The organism is Streptomyces sp. H39-C1 (genome assembly GCF_027158125.1).
GTDB lineage: Bacteria > Actinomycetota > Actinomycetes > Streptomycetales > Streptomycetaceae > Actinacidiphila > Actinacidiphila fildesensis.
Window position 1 is genome coordinate 68,327 of record NZ_JAPVLS010000029.1, and the last position, 21,539, is coordinate 89,865.

Here is a 21,539-nt window from a genome sequence, read left to right on the forward strand (position 1 = left end):
TGGGTGATCCTGGCGTACGCCGGGCGCGCCGGTCCCCCGTGCCGCCCGGGCGGCGGAAGTGTTCGCCGCGTGCTCGCCCTGATCGCCGCCCACTTCGTGCTCGCCGCCTGCGCCACCCCTCTGGTGCGGTGGCTCGGCCGGCGAGCCTTCCTCGTCCTCGCGCTGGCACCGGCCGCCACGACGGTGTGGGCGTTCACCCAGTGGGCTGCCGTCGCCGACGGCGCGGTGCGCACCGAGCAGTGGCGGTGGGCGCCCGCCCTCGATCTGAGCATCGCGCTGCGGCTCGACGCCCTCGGGCTGCTGCTGACCGTGCTGGCCGGTGGCGTCGGCGCGCTCGTACTCGTCTACTGCACCGGCTACTTCGGCGACGACGAGCCGGGACTGGCGAACTTCGCGGGCACCCTGACCGCGTTCGCCGGGGCGATGCTGGGGCTCGTCCTCGCCGACGACCTGATCCTGCTGTACGTCTTCTGGGAACTGACCACCGTCTTCTCGTTCCTGCTCATCGGCCATCTGTCGGTGAAGAAGGCCAACCGGCGCTCCGCGCTGCAGGCGCTGCTCGTCACCACGGTCGGCGGCCTGGCCATGCTGGTCGGGCTGTTGATGCTCGGTCAGGCGGCGGATACGTACCGGATCTCCGTCCTCGTCGCGCATCCGCCGCCATCGGGCGGTACGGCGGTGCCGGTCGCGCTGTTGCTGGTGCTCGCGGGGGCGCTGTCGAAGTCCGCGATCTGGCCGTTCAGTCTGTGGCTGCCCGGTGCCATGGCGGCGCCGACGCCGGTCAGCGCCTATCTGCACGCGGCGGCCATGGTGAAGGGCGGCATCTATCTCGTCGCCCGGTTCTCCCCCGCCTTCGCCGCGGTCGCGCCCTGGCGGGGTGTGACGCTGACGCTCGGTGCCGCCACGATGCTGCTCGGCGGGTGGCGGGCGCTGCGCGAGACCGACCTGAAGCGGATCCTCGCCTACGGGACGGTGAGCCAACTCGGCTTCCTCACCGCGCTGGTGGGGGCCGGGTCCCGGTACACCGCGCTGGCCGGCGCCACCATGCTGCTGACGCACGCGCTGTTCAAGGCGCCGCTGTTCCTCGTGGTCGGCATCGTCGACCATGCCACCGGGAGCCGGGACATCCGCCGGCTCGCCGGTCTGGCGCGCGCGATGCCGGTGGTCTGCGGCACCGCCTGTCTCGCCGGTGCCTCCATGGCGGGCCTGCCGCCCTTCCTCGGCTTCGCCGCCAAGGAGGCCTCGTTCGCGGCGCTCTGGGCCGGCGGCACCGCCGACCGCCTCACCCTGTACGCCACCGTCGCCGGATCGGCCCTGACCACGGCGTACACCCTGCGCTTCCTGTACGGCGCGTTCGGCCCGGCCACGTCGCCCGACCTGCCGCGGGCGACCGCGCACGGCGGGCGGACGAAGGCGGCCCTGTGGGCTCCGACGGCGCTGCTGGCGCTGGCGGGCCTGGTGCTGGGCCCGGGGGTGGGCCTGCTGGCGCCGCTGATGGAGCGTTACGCGGCCGCGTTCCCGTCCCGGGGAACCGCGTACCACCTGGCTCTGTGGCACGGCACCGGCCTCCCGCTCATCCTGTCGGAGATCGCGTGGGCGGCCGGTGCGGCGCTGTTCGTCGTACGGAACCACCTGGTGCGCTGGGGCAAGCGGCTGGCGCTGCCGAGCGCCGAGGCGGCGTTCGCCCAGATCCTGTGGCAGACGGAGCGCTTCGCGCTGCAGCTGACCGGCAGCATCCAGCGCGGTTCGCTGCCGGTCTATCTCGGCACGGCGCTGCTGGTCTTCTCCGGCGCCGAGGCGGCGGCGCTGTTCACCGACCGGCCGTGGGCCTGGGGCGGCTCGCCGCACCTGTGGGACGACGCGGGGCAGATCGCGGTGGCGGCGGCCGTGGCGGCGGCGGGCGTGCTGTGCCTGCCGACCCGGCAGCGGATGAAAGCCGTGGTGCTGGCCGGCACGACCGGGTACGGCACCGGCGTGCTGTTCGTGCTGCAGGGGGCGCCGGACCTCGCGCTGACGCAGTTCACGGTGGAGACGACCAGCATCGTCGTGTTCGTCCTGGTGCTGCGCCGCCTCCCGCACCGCTTCCCGCCGACGGCGACGGCCTGGCGCCGTGCCCTGCACGCCGCGCTCGGCGTCACCACCGGGACGCTGGCGGCAGGTCTGACGTATCTGGCGGTGGCGGCCCGCCGGCATCCGGCCGCGGGCGCCGCCATGGTGGCCGAGACCGCGCACGACGGGCTGAAGAACGTGGTCGCGACGATCCTCGTCGACCTGCGGGCCTGGGACACGATGGGCGAGTCGGCGGTGCTGGCGGTCGCGGCCGTCGGCGTGACGAGCCTGGTCTATCTGCGCCGCCGGGCCGGCGCGCTGCCGCGCGCGCAGGAGGACGGCAGCACCGCGGGCGTGTGGGCGTCGGAGGTGCGCGCCGGGCCGCGCGCGGCCCCGGAACGCACCTGGCTGGCGGCGGGCGACACCCTCGACCCCGACCGGCGCTCGGTGGTCTTCGAGGTGGTCGCGCGGCTGGTCTTCCACCCCATCCTCGTGCTCTCGCTGTATCTGCTGTTCTGCGCGGAGAACCTGCCGGGCGGCGGCTTCACGGCCGGGCTGGTCGCGGGGCTGGCGCTGGTCGTGCGGTATCTGGCGGGCGGGCGCTACGAGTTGGCCGAGGCGGCCCCCGTCGACGCCGGATTCCTGCTCGGCACCGGCCTGATGATCTCCGTCGGTACGGGTCTCGGCGGGCTGGTGCTCGGCTCGGACGTCCTGGACAGCGCGGTGTTCCACACCCGGCTGCCGCTCTTCGGCGAGGTGCACGTCCCCAGCTCCGTGCTGTTCGACTTCGGTGTGTACCTCCTGGTCCTCGGGGTCGTCCTCGATGTGCTGCGGAGCCTCGGCGCGAAGATCGACCAGCAGATCGAGCGCGAAGAAGCCCGGAGGAAGGCATGAACGCCACCGTCGCCCTGATCGCCGCCGGCGGGGTGCTGTTCGCCTGCGGGACGGTGCTGCTGCTCGCCCGCCCGCTGACCCGCATCCTGCTCGGCGCCGTCCTGCTCGGCAACGGGGTGAACCTGCTGGTGCTGGCCACCTCGGGCCGTTCCGGGAAGGCGCCGCTGCTGTCCCCCGGCACCGATCCGGCGGCGGTCTCCGACCCGTTCCCGCAGGCGATGGCGCTGACCGCGATCGTGATCACCCTGGCGCTGACCGCGTTCCTGCTCGCGATGGCGTACCGCAGCTGGCAGTTGACCGGCAGCGACGACGTACAGGACGACGTCGAGGACATCCGGGTCGCGCTGCGGGCCGAACACGAGGGGACGCGCGCCGAGTTGAGGACGGTGATCCGCGCGGACCGGGCCCGGCAGGCGCGTGCCGAGGACTCCGAGGACCTCGACGACGAACTGTGGGACAACGTGCTGGGGGCCGACCGATGAACGCGACCGCACTGCTGCCGCTGCCCGTCGTCCTCCCGCTCTTCGCCGCGGGCCTCAAACTCGCCGTCGGACTGCGACTCCCCCGGATCCAGCGGTTCATCAGCGCTGCCGTCCTCAGCGTCGTGCTGGCCGCCTCCGTCACCCTGTTGGTGGCGGCCGACCGGGACGGCCCGCAGGTGATGCACGCGGGCGGCTGGCCGGTCCCGATCGGCATCGCGCTGGTCGCCGACCGGCTGTCGGCGCTGATGCTGGTCGTCTCGTCCGCGGTGACGCTGTGCGTGCTGGTGTACTCCATCGGCCAGGGCATGGCCGACCGCGACGAGGCGACTCCGCTGTCGGTCTTCCACCCCGCGTATCTGATCCTCGTCGCCGGGGTCTCCGACACGTTCCTGTCCGGCGACCTGTTCAACCTCTACGTCGGCTTCGAGATCATGCTGACCGCCAGCTATGTCCTGCTGACGCTCGGCGGCACGGCGGCCAGGATCCGGGCCGGAGCCACGTACATCGTGGTGTCGCTGCTGTCCTCGGTGCTCTTCCTGGTGGCGATCGGCATGGTCTACGCGGCCACCGGCACCATGAACCTCGCGGAGCTCTCCGTGCGGCTGGCCGATCTGCCCGCCGGGATCCGGCTGGTGCTGCAACTCGCCCTGCTCACCGTCTTCGGGATCAAGGCGGCCGTCTTCCCGCTCGCCGCCTGGCTCCCCGACTCCTACCCGACCGCGCCGGCGCCCGTCACCGCCGTCTTCGCCGGGCTGCTCACCAAGGTCGGCGTGTACTCGATACTGCGCACCCAGACGCTGCTCTTCCCCGGCACCCGGCTCGCCGAGCCGCTGATGCTGATCGCCCTGCTGTCGATGGTCGTCGGGATCCTGGGCGCGGTCGCGCAGACCGACCTCAAACGGTTGCTGTCCTTCACCCTCGTCAGCCATATCGGGTACATGGTCTTCGGCATCGCGCTGGCCTCCCGTGGTGGTGTCGCGGGCGCGGTCTTCTACGTCGCCCACCACATCACCGTGCAGACCACGCTCTTCCTGGTCACGGGGCTGGTGGAACGCCGGGGCGGCACCACCGACCTGCAGCGGCTCGGCGGGCTCGCCAGGATCTCCCCGCTGCTCGCCGCCGTCTTCTTCGTGCCCGCGATGAACCTCGCCGGGATCCCGCCGCTGTCGGGGTTCCTCGGCAAGCTCGGGCTGCTGCGCGCGGGCGTCGCCGACGGCGGCGCCTGGGCGTACGTGCTGGTCGGCGGTGGTGTCGTGACCAGCCTGCTGACGCTCTACGCGCTGATCAAGGTCTGGAACCTGGCCTTCTGGCGGGCCGCGCCGCCCGACCTGTGTGCCGACGGCACCGTGCTGGAGACGGACGACGACGCCGATCAGGACGACTCCGACGAGGAGACCCTGATGCCCGCCGGGCGCCCCGAGTCGGCGTCCCTCAGCGGCCGTTCGATCACCACCACCGCCGCACTCCCCCGCACGATGCTCGCCGCCACCATGGCCCTGGTCGCCCTCGGGCTGGCCTACACCGTGCTGGCCGGACCGCTGACGAGGCTCGCCGACCGGGCGGCCGGCGAGCTCCTGTCACGAACGCCCTACGTCCAGGCGGTTCTGGCGCACTGACGCAGGGACCGCTCGTCGGGTCAGCGGTCGTGAACCGTGTGCGTCGCCGCGATCTGCTTCCAGGACTTCGGCTCCGCCTGCGGTGCGGCCGGGGCGGCGCGGAGCGCGCCGGCCTTCGGGGCGGCCGGCGGCGCCGCGGGCTTGGCCGCGGTGAAGAGCCAGGTCTCGAAGAGCGGGCCGAGCTTCTTCCCGGAGATCTTCTCGGCGAGCTTCTGGAACTCGGCGATGGAGCCGTTGCCGTACTGGTGCTGGGCGGGCCAGGCCTTCAGCAGGGCGAAGAACGCCTTGTCGCCGATCTTGTTGCGCAGCACCTGGATCGCGACGGCGCCCCGGTCGTAGACGGCGCCGTCGAACTGGTTCGCCGCGCCGGGGTCGCCGGGCTTGACGGTCCAGAACGGGTCGTCGGCCGGGTGCTGGCTGTAGACCCAGTCGGCGAGTTCCTGCGCGGTGCCCTCACCCTCGTGCTCGGACCACAGCCACTGGGCGTAGCTGGCGAAGCCCTCGTTGAGCCAGATGTCCGACCAGCGGGAGAGCGAGACGCTGTCGCCCCACCACTGGTGCGCCAGCTCGTGGACGACGACCGAGGGGTTCGCCCCGCCGGCGAACTGCGCGGGGCTGTAGAAGACCCGGCCCTGCGTCTCCACGGCGTAGTGGGTGGGCACGTTGGGGGCGTAGCCGCCGGCGGCGCTGAACGGGTACGGGCCGAAGTAGGTGCTCTCCCAGTCGATGATCTCGCCGGTGCGCTCGATGCTGGCGCGGGCGGCGCCGTCGTTGTCGCCCAGGTCCTTGCTGTAGGCGTTGATGACGGGCAGGCCGTTGGCGGTGGTGTTCCGCGTGATGTCGAACTTCCCGACCGCGAGGGTGGCCAGGTACGTGGCCTGCGGCTTGTTCTGCCGCCAGTTGTAGCGCGTCCAGCCGAGCTTCGAACTCTGCGAGACCAGCACACCGTTGCTGATCGCGGCCGAGCCGTCGGGGACGAGCACCGAGACGTCGTAGGTGGCCTTGTCCAGCGGGTGGTCGTTGCTGGGGAACCACCACCAGGCGGATTCCGGCTCGTTGGCGGCGACGCCGCCGTCGGGGGTGCGCTGCCAGGACGTGAAGCCGTAGCGCTTCACCTTGCCCGGGACCCCGGAGTAGCGGACGACGACGGTGGCCTGCTGGCCCTTGGCGAGCGGGGTGGCCGGGGTGATCTCCAGCTCCTGCTCACCGCTGGTGGCGAACTTCGCGACCCGGCCGTTGACCCGGACCTCGCTGACGTCCAGCGCGAAGTCGAGGTTGAAGCGGGTCAGTCCCTGGGTGGCGGTGGCCAGCAGGGTCGCGGTGCCCTCCAGCTCGTCGGTCGCGGGCTGGTACTTCAGCCGCAGGTCGTAGTGGGAGACGTCATAACCCCCGTTCCCGTACGTCGGGTAGTACGGGTCGCCGATGCCGGGCGCGCCCGGTCCGGCGTCGGCGGCGGATGCCGGGATCGCCAGCAACAGGCCGGCGGCGCTCACGGCGGAAACGATCGCTCTCTTACGCACAGGGGTCCTCCAGCGCGGGGTGAGTTCGGACACCCCGACCCTAGGAACCAGCTGTGTGTCCCAGCTACCCCTTCACCCACTGCTGTCTCAAGACCTTCACCGTGCGCAACACAACGTCTCAAAACACCGTGCGGCGCCCGCCCGCCGTGACCCCGGCTCAACCTGTCTTCAATGCCGCCTTCATCATCGCCCGCGCGATCGGCGCCGCCAGCCCGTTCCCGCTGACCTCCGAGCGGGCCGCGTCCGACTGCTCGACGACCACGGCGACCGCGACCTGGTGGCCCTTGCCGTCGTCGGCGTAGGAGACGAACCAGGCGTACGGCGTCCCGCTGTTGTTCTCGCCGTGCTGGGCGGTGCCGGTCTTGCCGCCGACCTCGACACCGCTGATCTTCGCGTTGCTGCCGGTGCCGTTGTCGACGACGTTGACCATCGCCTTGCGCAGCTTCGCCGCGGTGTCCGCGCTGACCGCGCGGGTGCTCTCGCCGTCCGGGTAGGACTGCAGCACGGTGCCGTTGCCGTCGGTGACCTGCGAGACCATGTGCGGGCTCGCCAGCTCGCCGCCGTTGGCGAGGGCCGCGACGACCATCGCCATCTGCAGCGGGGTCGCGGTGTCGTCGAACTGCCCGATGCCGGACAGGGCGGTCTGCGCCTTGTCCATGCCCTTCGGGTAGACGCTCTTGGCCGCGCGCACCGGGATGTCGAGGCTGTCGGTGTTGAAGCCGAACTTCTCGGCGGCGGCGCGCACCTTGTCCTGGCCGAGGTCGACGGCCATCTTGCCGAAGACGTTGTTGCAGCTGTACTGGAGCGCGGTGTTGATGCTCGCGTTCTCGCAGGGCGCGGACGCCGACTCGTTGACCAGCACCCGCGAGGTGCCGGGCAGCGGGTACGGGTTCGGGCTGGCGGTCTTCTCGTCGATCGACGAGTACAGCCCGTTCTCCAGGGCCGCCGCGGCGACGACGAGCTTGAACGTCGACCCCGGCGGGTACGCGGCGCGCAGCGCCCGGTTGAGCATGGGCTGGTCCTTGTCGGCCTGCAGGGCGCTCCACGCCGCGCCGTCGGCCTTCGAACCGCCCGAGATCTTCGACGGGTCGTAGCTGGGGGTGCTGACCATGCCGAGGATCCGGCCGGTCGCCGGGTCGATGGCGACGGCCGCGCCCTTCTTGTCGCCGAGCCCCTTGAAGGCGGCCTGCTGCACGGCGGGGTCGATGGTGGTGATCACATCGCCCGGCTCGGTGGCCTTGCCGGTGAGCGAGTCGGGCAGGCTCTTCAGCCGCGGGTCGGTGCCGCCCAGGATGCCGCGGTAGATGCCTTCGAGCTGGGTGGCGCCGTAGACCTGCGAGCTGTAGCCGGTGACCGCCGAGTACAGCCCGCCGCCGGTGTACGTGCGCTTGTAGCGCAGGTCGCCGCCGCTGGTGGTGGTGGAACCGGTCACCGGCTTTCCGCCCACGACGATGTCGCCGAGCGGGTTCGCGTACTGCGCGATGATGTTCCGCCGGTTGTGCTTGTCGTCCGCGAGCGCCCGGCCGTCCACCGCCTGCATCCACGTCACCCGCACCATGACCGCGAGGACGAGCAGGAGGCTGAAGACCGACGCACGCCTGATGGTCTTGTTCATCCCTTGCAAGAACGTTCCAGGGGGATTCGTTGGTTCCGGCGGGTGAGCACAGGTTCCTCACAGGTCGCGGCTCCCGCACGGAACGGCCCCGCTCTGTGAGGATCTCGACCGTGCGCACCCTGCGAGGGATCGAGTGGCCGCTGGTCGGCTGGCTCGTCGTCGTCTGGGTGCTGCTGTGGGGCAGCCTCACCGCCGCGAACGTCGTCACCGGCCTGGTCGTGGCGGTCGTGCTGTGCCTGGTCTTCCCGCTGCCGCCGCTCAACCTGGGGCTGCGGATTCACCCGGTCGGCCTAGTGCGGTTCGCCGCGCTCTTCCTCGTCGATCTGACCGTCTCGGGGCTGCGCACGGCCTGGCAGACCCTGACCCCCGCCCCGCTGCCCTGCGCGGTGCTGGCGGTCCGGCTGCGCTGCTCGGGCGACCTGATGCTGGCGGCCACCGCGATCGCCGTCTCGGCGGTGCCGGGCAGCGCCGTGCTGGAGGTCCAGCGGTCCACCGCGACGCTGTTCGTGCACGTCATGGGCTCGGACATCGAGGAGGCCAGGGACGGGGTACGCCGGCTGGAGACGCTGGTGGTGCGCGCCTTCGGCACCCGCGCGGAGATCGCGTCGCTCGATGCGGGGGGCACGTCGTGAGATGGGTCACCGCTGCCGTCCTGGGGCTGCTGATCGCGGCCGGTGTGATGGTCTTCGTCCGGCTGGTGCGCGGTCCGTCGATGCTCGACCGGGCGGTGGCGGTGGACGCGCTGCTGGCCGTGGTCGTCGCCGGCCTCGGCGCGCAGGCGGCGGCCGACCGCACCCCGTACGCGCTCCCGGTCCTGCTGGTGCTGGCCTTCCTCGGCTTCACCGGCTCGGTCGCGATCGCCCGCTTCATCGCTCTCCGGGACAAGGACTCGTCATGACCGTCCTGGACTGGGGTTCCGTGTGCGACTGGACCGCCGCGGTCTTCCTGCTGCTCGGCGCCGCGCTCTGCTTCGTGGCCGGGGTCGGACTGCTGCGGCTGCCCGACACCCTCACCCGGATGCACGCGGCGACCAAGCCGCAGGTCCTGGGTCTGCTGCTGGTGCTGGTGGGGGTGGCCCTGCGGCTGCGGTCCTGGGTGGACGTGGGCACCCTGGTGCTGATCGGGGCGTTTCAGCTGATGACCGTCCCGGTGGCGGCGCACATGGTGGGGCGGGCCGCGTACCGCACCGGTCAGGTGCGCGGCGATCAGCTGGTCCTCGACGAGCTGGACGACCATCTGACCCGACCCGGCCCCGACTGAGTCCAACCGGTAAGTTCGATATGTGACAAATGCTCGGATCGTCGGAGCACTGCGGTCCCTGGAATCCGCCGTCCTCGCCCGCCAGGGCATGGGGCTGCCCCTGCTGGCCATCGCGGTCGTCTCGGCGGCGGACCTGGCGGCCGGCCGGGACCACTACATCGGGCCCGGAATGGTGGTGGCCCCGGCGCTGGCCTCCATCACGACGACCTGGCGGCGCACCCTGCTCATCGCCGTCCTCGGCCTCGCCGCGCAGACGGCGCTCGCGCCGTACAACGGAGTCGTCCAGGGCCGCGACTGGGTGCTGCTCACCGGCCAGCTCGCCACCTATGTGGTGGTCAGCCTGTTCAGCGCCTACATCGCCTGGCGGCGCGAGACCGGCCAGCGGGCCTTCACCGCGATCACCTCGGTCGCCGAGGCCGCCCAGCGCGCCCTGCTGCGGCCCCCCGGGGACCGGGTCGGTGACGTCCGGCTCGCCGTCCGGTACGTCTCGGCGGCGGACGCGGCCCAGATCGGCGGCGACCTGTACTCCGTCCTGGACACCCCGCACGGCGTGCGCGCGCTCATCGGCGACGTCCGCGGCAAGGGTCTGGACGCCGTCCAGACCTCGGCGGTCGTGCTCGGCGCCTTCCGCGAGGCCGCCTACGACGAGGGTGGACTGACCCGCGTCGCGCAGCGCGTCGAGGCGAGCGTGCAGCGCCATGTCGTCTCCGGCGAGTTCGCCACCGCCCTCTTCGCCGAGTTCGACGGCCCCGGCTCCGTCGAGTTCCTGCACTACGGCCATGTGGCACCGCTGCGCATCTCCCCGGACGGAACGGTGACGACGCTGAACCCGCCGGACCCCTGGGTGCCGCTGGGCCTGGGCCGGCTGGTCAAAGGCGCAGCCGTGCCCTGGCGGGCACCGCTCGGCGGCGAGGACGTGCTCGTGCTCTGCACGGACGGGGTGATCGAGGCCCGCAGCCCGGTGGACGGCTCCTTCTACCCCCTCGCCGAACGGGTCGGGTCACTGGTGGCGGGTCTGGCCCAGAACCTGGAGGCGGCCGTCGAGCGCGTCTACGCCGACCTGCTGCGGCACGCGGGCGGCTCCCTCGGCGACGACGTGGTCCTCCTGCTGCTCGCGCCCGCCCGGCCCCCGACGCAGCCGCTCTGAGGCGCTACCGGGGACACCGCCGGCGCCTCCCCCTCGCGTGGCTGGAAGCATCGCACTGAGTACCCACTCCATGACGTGTCGTCAAGTGGCCCTAGCGGCAAGGCGTTCGCCTGTTCTAGGGTTACTACGTGGCCCTGGACCCCGGCCCCGCTCCAGGCGGAGCCCGGCTGGGCTCAAGTGCCTCCAACTCTGCAGGACGTGGACCGGCGTCATGGCGAAGCTTGCGGCGATCTCGCGACTCCCCCTCTCCGACCCGCGGCGATCGACCCTCGATGTCTCCTGGACGTTCTCGCTGCACCGCACCCCGGGGAGCGATGAGCTGGCCGCCAGGATGACGTGCGCCGCGCTCGACACCCTGGGGCCGTACGGGCAGGTCAGCGCGCAACTGGCCGCCGCGATCACCTTGGCGTGCGGTTATGTCGTCGACCACGGGCTCGCGCACCGGTACCGCGTGACCCTGGGCGTGGACGGGGCGCGGTGCACGGTCTCGGTGACCGATTACGGCTACGACAAACCGCTCACGGTCCCGCCCGACCCACCGCATTCGTACGCCGCGACCGCCCTGTGCCAGCAACTCGCCCACCCCACCGAGAACGGGGCGCGGATCGACGGTGTGCAGGTGCACCACGCCACCGACGGAGCGGTCCTGATCCGCTTCCGTGCCCTGCTTCCCGCCGCCGCGGCCGATGCCGCCGACGACTCCGCCCCAGGGCTCCCCCAGCCTCCCCCGGCCGCGCCGGACCACTCCCGCAGTCCAGGCGCCCGAGGGTGAGGTGCGCCCGGCCGGCGGCTCCGGGGGGAGCGGGTCGCCGGCCGGGCGCCAAAAAACGTGCGGCGGCGGTCAGTCCTGATGTGATCCGGTCAGCGCCGCGAAGACGACCACGTTCGCCGAGTACGCGCGCTTCTCCTGGTCGAACGTGCCGCCGCAGGTGATCAGCCGCAGCTCCGGCCGGGTGCCCGCCCCATAGACCCGGTCCGCGGAGAAGTGGTCCTTGTCGACGACCTCGACGCCTTCGACGGTGAACTCCGCGACGGAGCCGTCCGCCCGCTGGATCTCCACCTCCGCGCCCGGCGTCACCGTGCTCAGCCCGTAGAAGACCGCGGGCCTGGTCTCGGTGTCGACATGGCCGACGAGCAGCGCCGCGCCCGCCGCGCCCGGCGCCGGACCGCCGCGGAACCAGCCGGCGACGTCCGGGGTGCTGTACGGCGGCGGGTCCACCGCACCGTTCAGCAGGCCCCGTTCGACGATCCCGGCGTGCAGCCCGATCGACGCGATGTCCACCCGCACCGGTTTGGAGTCCGCCAGCGGGAGGTGCGGGGCGTAGACCTGCGGCGGCCGGTCGGCGGAGCCGGCCGCCGGCTGTCCGCCGGGGCCGGCCGGGTCCACCCCGTCGCCGGGGTGGCCCATCAGCCAGGCGGCGAAGAGCACCAGCCCCATCGCCACCGCGGCCCAGGTGCGGCCGCTGATGGACGTGCGTTCCTCGTCGGGCACCGCGGCCTAACCGTGGCGGCGTCGGCGGTACACCGCCACGGCCGCGAGCGATGCCGCCGCCGCGCCGCCGACCGCCAGCACCGAGTCGGTGCCGGGACCGGCCTCGGCCGGGCCGGCCGCCAGTTGCGCGGTTCCACCGCCGCCCGCCGGAACCGGGGCCGTCGGCCAGAGCGGTTCGGGCTTCACGGGGGTGACGGGCGCGACCTGGTTGATGATGACCACGGTGCCCTGGGCGGCGTGGGTGTTGCCGTCGCACTCGACGGAGACGGAGTAGGTGCCCGCCACCGCGTCGGACCGGATGGACGCGTCACTGACCAGTCCGTCCTGGCCGTCGACCGGCGGTGCCAGCGTCACCGGGCTCACGAAGACCTCGGCGCTGGCCTTGGCCTTCGCCGACCGGCAGGCGCTCTTCACGTGCAGTGTGATGACCGCGCCCGCCCAGGTCTTGCCGGGGGTGACAGTCACCGTTCCCGAGGCCGACGCCGAACTCTCGTTGTCGGCGAATGCCGGGACAGCACCACTGAGCAGGAACAGTACGGCCGCACCGGCAGCAGCCGGTCGTCGGATATCTAGCATCGGGGGAACCTCCGCTCGGCCGGGTACGGCCAGCGGTACCCGGTGCTTCGAACATCCATCCAGGAGGGTTCCGCCGCACCCCGGACGGCGTTTGATTACGCCATCAGGGGGTGCCGGTCACACACAGTGCGAGCGCTCAGATCTCGTCGACGAGGTCCGCGATCGAGTTCACGACCCGCGACGGCCGGAACGGGTACTTGTCGATGTCGGCCTTCGACGTCAGACCGGTCAGCACCAGGAAGGTCTCCATGCCGGACTCCAGCCCGGCGAGCACATCGGTGTCCATCCGGTCGCCGATCATCGCGCTGGTCTCGGAGTGCACACCGATCGCGTTCAGCCCGGCGCGCATCATCAGCGGGTTGGGCTTGCCGACGAAGTACGGGTCCTTGCCGGTGGCCTTGGTGATCAGCGCGGCCACCGAGCCGGTGGCGGGCAGCGGGCCCTCGGCCGACGGGCCGGTCTCGTCCGGGTTGGTGCAGATGAAGCGCGCACCGCCGTTGATGAGCCGGATCGCCTTGGTGAGCGCCTCGAAGCTGTAGGTGCGGGTCTCGCCCAGCACCACGTAGTCGGGCTCGACGTCGGTGAGGATGTAGCCGACGTCGTGCAGCGCGGTGGTCAGACCGGCCTCGCCGATCGCGTACGCCGTACCGCCGGGGCGCTGGTCGTCGAGGAACTTCGCGGTGGCCAGCGCCGAGGTCCAGATGTTCTCGACCGGTACGTCGAGACCCATCCGCGACAGCCTGGCGTGCAGGTCACGGGCGGTGTAGATGGAGTTGTTCGTCAGCACCAGGAACGGCTTGCCGGACTCCCGCAGCCGCTTGATGAAGGCGTCGGCGCCGGGGATCGGCGTGCCCTCGTGGATCAGCACCCCGTCCATGTCGGTGAGCCAGGATTCGATCGGCTTGCGTGTCGACACGGGCGTGTTCTCCTGTCCTGGTGAGCGGCTCTGCGCTGCCCAGCGTAGCCGGGGCGCACCGTGTACGCCCCGGCCGTCTCATCCGCTGATCAGCTGCCGGTCGCCTTCTTCCAGGCGTCGACGTACGAGGCCAGGTCGGTGTTCACGGTGGCCCAGTCGGGCGTGAAGATCTCGACGCCGGACATGATCGCCTTCAGCTTCGCCGCGTTCGCGTCCGTCGCCGTCACATCGGTGCGGGCCGGGAAGCCGCCGCCGACCGAGGACACCTCCTGCTGCGCCTCGGGGGTGAGCAGGAAGTCCAGCAGCTTCTTGCCGTTCTCCGTGTGCGGGGCGTCCTTGACCAGGCCGGCCGCGTACGGGAGCGCGAAGCTGGTGGGCTTGCCGGTGGCGTTCGCGGCGGGGAAGAAGATGCCCTGGTTCGGCATGGACTTCATGTCGGCGTAGTTCATCTGCACATCGCCGTTGGCGACGACCAGTTCACCCTTGTCGACCTTGGGCGCGAGCGCGCCCGTCGACTTCGACGGTCCGACGTTGTTGGTCTGCAGCTTCTTCAGGTACGCCATCGCCGGCTCCAGGCCGCCGAAGTCGTGGATCGCCTTGATGACGACGGCCGTGCCGTCGCCGGCGACGCCCGGCGTGGAGTACTGCAGCTTGCCCTTGTACTGGGCGCCGAGCAGGTCGTCCCAGGTCTTGGGGGCCTGCTTCAGTTCCTTGGTGTTGTAGATGAAGCAGAAGTAGTTGTTGACGACCGAGGTCCACTTGCCGCCGGCGTCCTTGTCGGCGGCGGCGACCTGGTCGGAGCCGGCCGGCTTGTAGGTGTCCAGCAGTCCCTTGCTGTCGGCCTGCTGGATGAACGGCGGCAGGGTGACGACGACGTCAGCCTGGGTGTTGGACTTCTCCCGGGCCAGCCGCTGCACCATCTCGCCGGAGCCGCCCTCGACGTACTTCACCTTGATGCCGGTCTTCGCGGTGAAGTCCTTGAAGACCTTGTCGTAGAAGCCGGAGCCGTCGTCGGCCTTGAGGCCGTCGGCGCTGTAGACGGTGATCTCCTTGGCGTCGCTCGCGGCCGAGGAACCGCCGCAGGCGGTGAGCGAACCGGCGAGGACCAGGGCGCCGGCGACGGCGGCGAGCAGCTTGAGACTGTGTGCGGGCATGGCAGATCGATCTCCTTGCTGGGTAACGGAATCGCGGGGGGTGGTGCGGGACGTCAGCGGTAGGCGGCCCTGGTGCGGATCCGGCTCACGCCGAGCAGGACGACGAGCGTCGTCACCATCAGCACCACGGCGAGGGCGGCTCCGGAGAAGAGCGAGCCCCGGTCGGTGGCACCGAAGATCTTGACCGGCAGCGGGAGCCAGTCGGGTGGGTAGAGCATCATCGTGGCGCTCAACTCGCCCATGGACAGGGCGAAGCAGAGGCCGGCCGCCGCGGTCAGGGACGGCAGCAGCAACGGCAGTTTCACCCGCCACAGCACATACGCGGGGCGGGCGCCCAGGCTCGCGGCGCTCTGCTCGTAGGCCGGGTCGAGCCGGGCGACGGCCGCCGCGACGGACTGGTACGCGAAGGCCGTGACCAGCACCGTATGGGCCAGGACAACGATGCCGCGGGTGCCGTTGAGCAGCAGCGGCGGCTTCGAGAACGCCACCAGCAGGGACAGCCCGACCACCACCGACGGCACCGCCACCGGCAGCATGAACAGCGCGTCCAGCAGCCTGCGGCCGCGACCGCGCAGCGCGTCGGCGGCCAGCGCCGCCCAGCCGCCGACCACCAGGGCCAGCACGCTCGCGGCCAGCGCGGTGACCAGGCTGGTGGTGAGCGCGTCCAGCGACTCGCCGCGGGTGATGTCCTGGTAGTGGGTGAGGGTCGCGCCGGAAGGGAAGGCCCCGCTCCAGTGCGTAGCGAAGGACGCCAGCGCGATCACCGCGAACGGCAGCGCGAACAGCGGCAGGAACAGGACGAAGAAGACGGTCCACACGGCCCAGCGGCCACTGCGGCTATGCACCAGCACGACGGCCTCCGGTGGCTGTTCGGGCGACGACGGCGCGGTACAGCCCGTAGAGGGCGACCGACAAGGCGATGTTCACGACCGCGACGACACAGGCGCCGGTGTAGTCCGACTCCAGGATCGCCTTGCTGTAGACGAGCATCGGCAGCGTGGTGACGTCCTTCGCACCGGTGAAGAGCACGATGCCGAACTCGTTCAGGCACATCACCAGCACCAGACTGCCGCCCGCCGCGAGCGACGGCAGCGCCTCCGGCACGATCACCTGCCGGACGATCCGCGGCGCCTTCGCGCCCAGCGAGGACGCGACCTCGATCTGCGCGGTGTCCACCTGCGAGAAGGCGGCGAGCAGCGGCCGCATCACGAACGGTGTGAAGTACGTGATCTCCGCGAGCAGCACGCCCCAGGGCGTGTGCAGGAAGTCGACGGGTCCGCCCGCCGCGCCCGTCGCATCCGTCCACAGGCCGTTCGCCATGCCGACCGTGCCGTAGACGAAGAGCAGCGCGAGCGTGATCAGGAAGGACGGGAAGGCGAGGAAGATGTCGATGAACCGGCTGAGCGCCTTCCCGCCGGGGAACGGTACGAAGGCGATCACGAGGGCCAGCGCGAAGCCCAGCACCAGGCAGCCCACGGTGGAGCCGACCGCGATCCAGACCGTCGTCCACAGCGCCTCGCGGAAACCCGTCGAGGCGAACACCTCGCGGTACGCGGACAGATCGTGCCCGCCGGTGTCCGGGGTGAACGACTGCTGGACGACCAGCACGAGCGGGTACAGGAACGCCAGCGCCAGCCCGGCCACGGGCGGCAGCGCCCAGACCCAGCGGGGCACCGCGCGCGGTGTCCGTGCCGGACGGGGCACGGGTGCCGCGAGGTCCGGCGTCCGCACGGTCCCGGTACTCATACCCGCTCCAGGAGCGGTCGCTCCGTGCCGACACCGGCCGGCAGGAGCACCGTGTCCTCGGGGTCGAAGGCGAGCGTCACCGTCGCCCCGACCGCAGGCGGCTGCCGCAGGTCGCCGACGTCCGCGCGGATCTCGTGGCCGCCGGCGTCGACGAGCAGCCGGTGGGTCGAACCGCGCCACTGCACGCCCGTCACCGTGCCGCGCAGCGAGTTGGCCGCGCCGCCGGCCGCTCCCGCTGCGGCCAGCCGCAGGGCGTGCGGGCGGACGCACATCGTGGCCTCGGCACCCTCGACCGCGCCCTTCGGGAGCTCGGCGGCGCGCACCACCGCGTCGCCGAAGTGCAGCGCCCCCTCCACCGCGACCCGGACCGGCAGCAGGTTCGCGCTGCCGACGAAGGAGGCGGTGAACTCGGTGCGCGGGCGGCGGTAGAGGTCCTGCGGGGTGCCGCAGTCCTGCAGCCGCGCCTTGTCCATGACCGCGATCCGGTCGGCGAGGGTGAGCGCCTCGATCTGGTCGTGGGTGACGTACAGGATGGAGACGTCGGGCAGTTCGCGGTGCAGCCGCGCCAGCTCGGCGAGCATGCCCGAGCGCAGCTGCGCGTCGAGCGCCGACAGCGGCTCGTCGAGCAGCAGGACGCCGGGCCGGATGGCCAGTGCGCGGGCGATCGCGACGCGCTGCTGCTGACCGCCGGAGAGTTCGCGCGGATAGCGCCGGGCGTAGCCGGCCATCCCCGTCATCTCCAGCGCTTCCGCGACCCGGCCGGGTATCGCGGCGCGTGGCGTGCGCTGCGCCTTGAGGCCGAACGCGACGTTCTGGTCGACGCGCAGGTGCGGGAAGAGGGCGTACTGCTGGACGACCATCCCGATGCCGCGCCGGTGCGGCGGCAGATCGGTGACGTCCTGCCCGCCGATCAGCACCCGCCCGCCGGACGGCCGCACGAAGCCGGCGACCGCCCGCAGCGCGGTGGTCTTGCCGGAGCCGGACGGGCCGAGGAGGGCGAGGACCTCGCCCGGCTCGACGGTGAGGTCGAGCGCGTCGAGCACCGTCAGGTCCCCGTACGTGACGCTCACGTGGTCGAAACGAATGCCGCTGCGCACCGCGCGCGACGTCGGGACCGCCTCGGGCCCGCCCGGCTCCGTACTCATCGCTGCTGCCCCGCCCCGGCGGCCGCGCCGAACCCGTCGGCCGCGGCGAACCCGGTGAACCCGGTGATCGTCCGCGGGAGTTCCGCGACGGAGGCCAGGACATGGGTCGCCCCGGCGCCGCGCAGCGCGGCCTCGTCGTGCGCGCCGGTCAGCACGCCGGCGACCACCGAGGCGCCGGAGCGGCGGCCGCAGAGCATGTCGTACGAGGTGTCGCCCGCGACGGCGATCTCCCGTACGTCGTCGGCCGCCCCGGTGCGCAGCAGTGCGGCGAGCACCAGGTCGGGGAACGGGCGCCCGCGCCCGGCGTCGGCCGGGCACAGGGTGAGGTCGGCGATGTCCTGCCAGCCGAGCGCGTCCAGGATCGCGTCCTGGGTGACGCGCGAGAAGCCGGTGGTCAGCACGACCGTGCGGCCCTCGTCCCGCAGCTTCCCGATCGTCTCGGCGGCGCCGGGCAGCGGCGCGCAGCGGCCGCCGTCGACGAGTTCCGCGTAGGCGCTCTCGAACGCCGCGTTGCCGCGCTGGGCGATGTCCTCGTCGCCGAAGAGCGCGCGGAAGACGGTGATCTTCGACTCGCCCATCGTCGCGCGGACGTAGTCGAGCTTCTTCGCGTGGTCGTCGCTGCCCGGCTCCACCCCGAGCCGTTCGGCGGCGCGGGAGAAGGCCTGTTCCACGAGCCCGCCGTCGGCGACCGTGGTCCCGGCCATGTCGAGCACGACCAGTTTGATGCTGCCGTCCGTCATGGTGTCCGTCCTGTCGGTCATCGTTTCCCTCACCAGCCCAGCGCGTCGGCGGTCGTCTCACCGATCGCCGGGGAACAGGTCATGCCGCGCCCGCCGGGCCCGGTGACCAGCCACACTCCGTCCAGTACTTCCTGCCGGTGCACCACATGTGCGGTGTCCACGCACTGCGCGTACACCCCGGCCCAGCGGCGCCTGATGCGCGGCAGCGGCCGGCCGAGCAGCTGCCCGGCCCGCTCCAGCAGGTGGTCGTACGGGTCCTCGACGACGTCGAAGTTGAACGTCTCGTCGTACTCGTGGGTGTCGCCGATGGTCAGTCCGCCGTCGAGGCGCTGGACCATCAGCAGCTGCATCTTGTGCGCGGCGGCCACCGGCGGCTGCGGCTGTCCGGCGCGCAGCGCGTCGAGCGCGTCGCCCTCGTAGGCCGGGTAGTAGCGGAAGCTGTCGGCGTCGGCGACCGAGGTGGTCAGCGGCTCGCCGAGCGGATCGGTCTGCGCCATCTGCAACCGCACCCGGCGGACCGGCAGTTCGGGGGCGAGCTCGCGCACCAGCCCGGACAGCCAGGCCCCGGTGGCCAGGACGACGCTGTCGCCCCGGTGCACCTCGCCGTGGTCGTCGCGGACCGTGCCGGGCCCGACCTCCCGGACCTCGCGGCCGGGGAGGAACGTGTACCGGCCGGTCGCCGCCAGGTACTCGCGCAGCGCGGGCAGCGCGACCCGGGACTCGACGGCGGCGTCCCGCTCGCACAGCAGCGCCCCGGTGATGTCGCCGCGCAGCGCCGGGTTGTGGTCCCGGGCGGCCGCGGCGTCCAGCCACTTGAAGCCGCGCTCGGCGGCGTCGGGGCGGGCGATGACCTCGTCCACGACGGCCTTCTCGGCCGCGGTGCGGACCACGGTGAGCGAGCCGTTGGCGCGGAAGCCGGTGCCCGGCACCCGGGCACCGATGTCCTCCCACAGCTCACGGGCCCGCAGCGCGGTCTCCAGCTCCTCGCCGGCCGACCGGCCACCGACCCACACCAGGCCGAAGTTGCGTACGGAGGCGCCGCGGGCCTCCCGCTCGCGCTCCAGGTGGACGACCTCATGGCCGCGGTGGACGGCTTGCCAGGCGTGCATCGTGCCGAGCGCACCGGCGCCGACGATCAGGACTCTCATGGGGCCCAAAGGTGCTCGGGCCTTCGGAAGCGTACGTATCTCATGCATGAACCGATGGTGAACAGCCCAGCAACGCTTGGACTAGACCCGTTACCGTTTCGTGATCGAAATCCTTCGCACAGCCTCCCGTCGGCCCGGCTACTTCTTGGACATCTGCGTGGTGAAACTGAACCGGTCGCCGCGGTAGAGCGAGCGCACCCGCTCGACCGGCACTCCCCCGCCGTCCCGGCTCGTCCGGTGCAGCAGCAGCATCGGCAGCGCGGGCGGCGTACCGATCAGCAGCGCCTCGCGCGGCGTCGCGAGCACCGTCTCGATCCGCTCGTCGGCCGACATCAGTTCCAGTCCGGCCTTGTCGCGCAGATACACGTAGAAGGACGAGTCGGGGGCGAAGTCCCGTTCCAGGTGTGGCAGTCGGGCCACCGACAGATAGGTGCTCTCCAGGCCGACCCGTTCCTCGTCGGCGAGCAGCACCCGCTCCATGTGCCAGACCTCGTCACCGGCCGCGATCTGCAACTCGCGCGCCAGCACCGCGTCCGCCGCCAACCGCTCCAGAGTGATCAGATGGCGGCTCGGGACCCGGCCCTGCCGCCGGACGCCCTCGGTGTAGCTCGCCAGCGACAGCGGCTGCTCCAGCTTCGGCCCGGCCACCACCGTGCCCCGCCCCTTGCGCCGCACCCGGCCCTGGATCAGCAGCTCGCGCAGCGCCTGCCGCACGGTCTCCCGCGCCACCTCGAACGTGGCCGCCAACTCCCGCTCGGTCGGCAGCAGTCCGCCCTCGCCGAGCTCGTCGAGCACGGCCTCCAGCCGGGTCTTCACAGCGTAGTACTTGGGCACCCGGCCGTGCTCGGGAATGCCGGACCGGATCGGGGCATGTGGATCTGTCACGGGACCGATCCTCGCAGAACAGTGGCGGTCCGCCTGCCCGTCAGCCGAGTGCGGCGCCGCCGAACACCGAGGCCAGCACGAGCAGCGCCGCGCCGTCGGCCACCACCCGCGTCCCGCCGGGGGCCACCGAGACCGGCACCGTGCGCCCCGCGGAACGAGCCGTGCGCTCGGTCAGCACCGCCGCGACCTCCTGCCGGAACAGCGTCTCGTCGGCCAGTACGGTGCGCCCGCCGAGCACCACCCGGTCGATGTCCAGCAGCGAGACGAGGTTGGCCGCACCGACGCCCAGCAGGTACGCGGCGCCCGCCGAGTCACCGCGGTCGACCGCGGCCAGGCACATCGCCTCGATGCAGCCGCGGTTGCCGCAACCGCACACCGGACCGTCCAACTGCACGACCTGGTGCCCGAATTCGCCCGCGCCGGTGCGCTCGCCGCGGAAGACGGCGCCGTCCAGCACCAGCCCGGCGCCCAGCCCGGTCCCCAGATGCAGATACGCGAACGATCCGTCCCCCGCGTCCTGGCCGAGGACCGCGAGCGCCGCCGCGTTGGTGTCCTTGTCGACGACGACCCGCAGCCCGAGCCGCCGCTCCAGCGCGTCGCGCAGCGGGAAGCCGTCCCAGTCCGGGAAGCCGGTGACACGGTGCAGGACGCCCGAGGCGTGGTCGAGCGGCCCGGGAGCCGCGACGCCGACGCCGAGGATGGCGGGGCCGGCGTCCAGCGCCCGCACCTCGCGCGCCACCGCCTCCAGCACCTCCCCGGCGGGGCGGCCGAAGTCGAGCCGGGAGGTGCGGGCCCGCATCCGCTCGCCCGACAGGTCGGCGAGGACGACGGTCAGCTCGTCACGGTCCAGATGCACCCCGGCCGCGTACCGCGCCCGGCGCACCAGCCGCAGCTCGGTCCGCGGCTTGCCGCCGGTCGACGCCTGCCGCCCCGACTCCTCGGCCAGCCCCTCGGCCCGCAGCCGCGCGGTGATCTTGCTGACCGCCTGCGGGGTGAGCCCGGTGCGCTCGGCGAGCTCCAGCCGGCTGATGCCGCCGGTCCCGTGCCGGGTGGCGGCGCGCAGCAGATCGAGCACCAGAGCGGCGTTGTGGTGCCGCAGCGCGGGCAGATTCGCCCCTGAGATTCCCCTGTTCACCCCTCCATTGTCCCCGGTG

At 72.2% G+C, this 21,539-nt stretch carries 21 protein-coding genes; 8 read left to right on the forward strand and 13 right to left on the reverse strand.

Annotated elements, in window-relative coordinates:
* Positions 1-69: 69 nt before the first annotated feature.
* The 3 genes from O3W51_RS20570 to O3W51_RS20580 are packed head-to-tail and all read left to right on the forward strand — an operon-like array spanning position 70 to position 5,041.
* Entirely contained in the window at positions 70-2,943 is a 2,874-nt protein-coding gene (locus tag O3W51_RS20570; protein WP_198357325.1) for a Na+/H+ antiporter subunit A, read from the forward strand.
* On the forward strand, positions 2,940-3,425 hold the full coding sequence (locus O3W51_RS20575) for a Na(+)/H(+) antiporter subunit C (protein WP_138358379.1): 486 nt from the start codon (positions 2,940-2,942) through the stop codon (positions 3,423-3,425). The genes O3W51_RS20570 and O3W51_RS20575 overlap by 4 nt, the downstream gene beginning before the upstream one ends.
* Positions 3,422-5,041 (forward strand): Na+/H+ antiporter subunit D, encoded by a 1,620-nt coding sequence (locus O3W51_RS20580; RefSeq protein WP_269287129.1) that lies wholly within the window; start codon positions 3,422-3,424, stop codon positions 5,039-5,041. Before O3W51_RS20575 ends, O3W51_RS20580 begins: the two co-directional genes overlap by 4 nt.
* 20 nt (positions 5,042-5,061) lie before the next feature.
* Here O3W51_RS20580 and O3W51_RS20585 read toward each other — a convergent pair whose 3' ends face one another.
* Together O3W51_RS20585 and O3W51_RS20590 are read right to left on the reverse strand one after the other, a co-directional pair.
* Positions 5,062-6,561, reverse strand: a complete 1,500-nt coding sequence (locus O3W51_RS20585; RefSeq protein WP_198357324.1) for a M1 family metallopeptidase — start codon at positions 6,559-6,561, stop codon at positions 5,062-5,064.
* A 157-nt stretch (positions 6,562-6,718) separates the two neighbouring features.
* Positions 6,719-8,176, reverse strand: coding sequence for a peptidoglycan D,D-transpeptidase FtsI family protein (locus O3W51_RS20590; RefSeq protein ID WP_138358373.1), 1,458 nt, complete (start codon positions 8,174-8,176; stop codon positions 6,719-6,721).
* Between the two features lie 110 nt (positions 8,177-8,286).
* Between O3W51_RS20590 and O3W51_RS20595 the strand changes: the two genes are divergently transcribed.
* The 5 genes from O3W51_RS20595 (at position 8,287) to O3W51_RS20615 (ending at position 11,355) form a co-directional block, all read left to right on the forward strand.
* Complete coding sequence (locus tag O3W51_RS20595; RefSeq protein ID WP_244809190.1) at positions 8,287-8,808, forward strand: Na+/H+ antiporter subunit E; 522 nt, start codon at positions 8,287-8,289, stop codon at positions 8,806-8,808.
* The gene (locus O3W51_RS20600; protein WP_244809191.1) at positions 8,805-9,074 is read left to right on the forward strand and encodes a monovalent cation/H+ antiporter complex subunit F; all 270 of its coding nucleotides are present in this window, start codon (positions 8,805-8,807) and stop codon (positions 9,072-9,074) included. Before O3W51_RS20595 ends, O3W51_RS20600 begins: the two co-directional genes overlap by 4 nt.
* Positions 9,071-9,436 carry a monovalent cation/H(+) antiporter subunit G gene (gene mnhG, locus O3W51_RS20605; protein ID WP_138358369.1) on the forward strand — a complete coding sequence of 122 codons (366 nt, stop codon included), beginning with the start codon at positions 9,071-9,073 and terminating at the stop codon, positions 9,434-9,436. The genes O3W51_RS20600 and mnhG overlap by 4 nt, the downstream gene beginning before the upstream one ends.
* A gap of 22 nt (positions 9,437-9,458) precedes the next feature.
* A complete protein-coding gene (locus O3W51_RS20610) occupies positions 9,459-10,583 on the forward strand; it encodes a PP2C family protein-serine/threonine phosphatase (protein WP_138358367.1) in 1,125 nt (374 codons plus the stop codon).
* 211 nt (positions 10,584-10,794) lie between these two features.
* The gene (locus O3W51_RS20615) at positions 10,795-11,355 is read left to right on the forward strand and encodes a hypothetical protein (protein ID WP_138358365.1); all 561 of its coding nucleotides are present in this window, start codon (positions 10,795-10,797) and stop codon (positions 11,353-11,355) included.
* Positions 11,356-11,424: 69 nt separating this feature from the next.
* Here O3W51_RS20615 and O3W51_RS20620 read toward each other — a convergent pair whose 3' ends face one another.
* The 11 genes from O3W51_RS20620 to O3W51_RS20670 form a co-directional block, all read right to left on the reverse strand.
* Complete coding sequence (locus tag O3W51_RS20620) at positions 11,425-12,075, reverse strand: class F sortase (protein WP_244809192.1); 651 nt, start codon at positions 12,073-12,075, stop codon at positions 11,425-11,427.
* A gap of 6 nt (positions 12,076-12,081) precedes the next feature.
* The gene (locus O3W51_RS20625; RefSeq protein WP_138358363.1) at positions 12,082-12,651 is read right to left on the reverse strand and encodes a hypothetical protein; all 570 of its coding nucleotides are present in this window, start codon (positions 12,649-12,651) and stop codon (positions 12,082-12,084) included.
* A gap of 136 nt (positions 12,652-12,787) precedes the next feature.
* The gene (locus O3W51_RS20630; protein WP_138358361.1) at positions 12,788-13,567 is read right to left on the reverse strand and encodes an HAD-IIA family hydrolase; all 780 of its coding nucleotides are present in this window, start codon (positions 13,565-13,567) and stop codon (positions 12,788-12,790) included.
* 89 nt (positions 13,568-13,656) lie between these two features.
* Positions 13,657-14,721, reverse strand: coding sequence for a 2-aminoethylphosphonate ABC transporter substrate-binding protein (locus O3W51_RS20635; RefSeq protein WP_269287130.1), 1,065 nt, complete (start codon positions 14,719-14,721; stop codon positions 13,657-13,659).
* 53 nt (positions 14,722-14,774) lie between these two features.
* Positions 14,775-15,572 (reverse strand): ABC transporter permease, encoded by a 798-nt coding sequence (locus O3W51_RS20640; RefSeq protein WP_164295446.1) that lies wholly within the window; start codon positions 15,570-15,572, stop codon positions 14,775-14,777.
* Positions 15,559-16,467, reverse strand: coding sequence for a 2-aminoethylphosphonate ABC transporter permease subunit (locus O3W51_RS20645; RefSeq protein WP_269287131.1), 909 nt, complete (start codon positions 16,465-16,467; stop codon positions 15,559-15,561). Before O3W51_RS20645 ends, O3W51_RS20640 begins: the two co-directional genes overlap by 14 nt.
* On the reverse strand, positions 16,464-17,612 hold the full coding sequence (locus O3W51_RS20650; protein ID WP_269287132.1) for an ABC transporter ATP-binding protein: 1,149 nt from the start codon (positions 17,610-17,612) through the stop codon (positions 16,464-16,466). Before O3W51_RS20650 ends, O3W51_RS20645 begins: the two co-directional genes overlap by 4 nt.
* Positions 17,609-18,373 (reverse strand): phosphonatase-like hydrolase, encoded by a 765-nt coding sequence (locus O3W51_RS20655; protein ID WP_244809193.1) that lies wholly within the window; start codon positions 18,371-18,373, stop codon positions 17,609-17,611. Before O3W51_RS20655 ends, O3W51_RS20650 begins: the two co-directional genes overlap by 4 nt.
* Positions 18,374-18,381: 8 nt before the next feature.
* Complete coding sequence (locus O3W51_RS20660) at positions 18,382-19,500, reverse strand: TIGR03364 family FAD-dependent oxidoreductase (protein ID WP_198357320.1); 1,119 nt, start codon at positions 19,498-19,500, stop codon at positions 18,382-18,384.
* Between the two features lie 138 nt (positions 19,501-19,638).
* A complete protein-coding gene (locus O3W51_RS20665; protein ID WP_244809194.1) occupies positions 19,639-20,385 on the reverse strand; it encodes a GntR family transcriptional regulator in 747 nt (248 codons plus the stop codon).
* A gap of 40 nt (positions 20,386-20,425) precedes the next feature.
* Positions 20,426-21,520 carry an ROK family transcriptional regulator gene (locus O3W51_RS20670; RefSeq protein WP_198357319.1) on the reverse strand — a complete coding sequence of 365 codons (1,095 nt, stop codon included), beginning with the start codon at positions 21,518-21,520 and terminating at the stop codon, positions 20,426-20,428.
* Between the last annotated feature and the right edge of the window lie 19 nt (positions 21,521-21,539).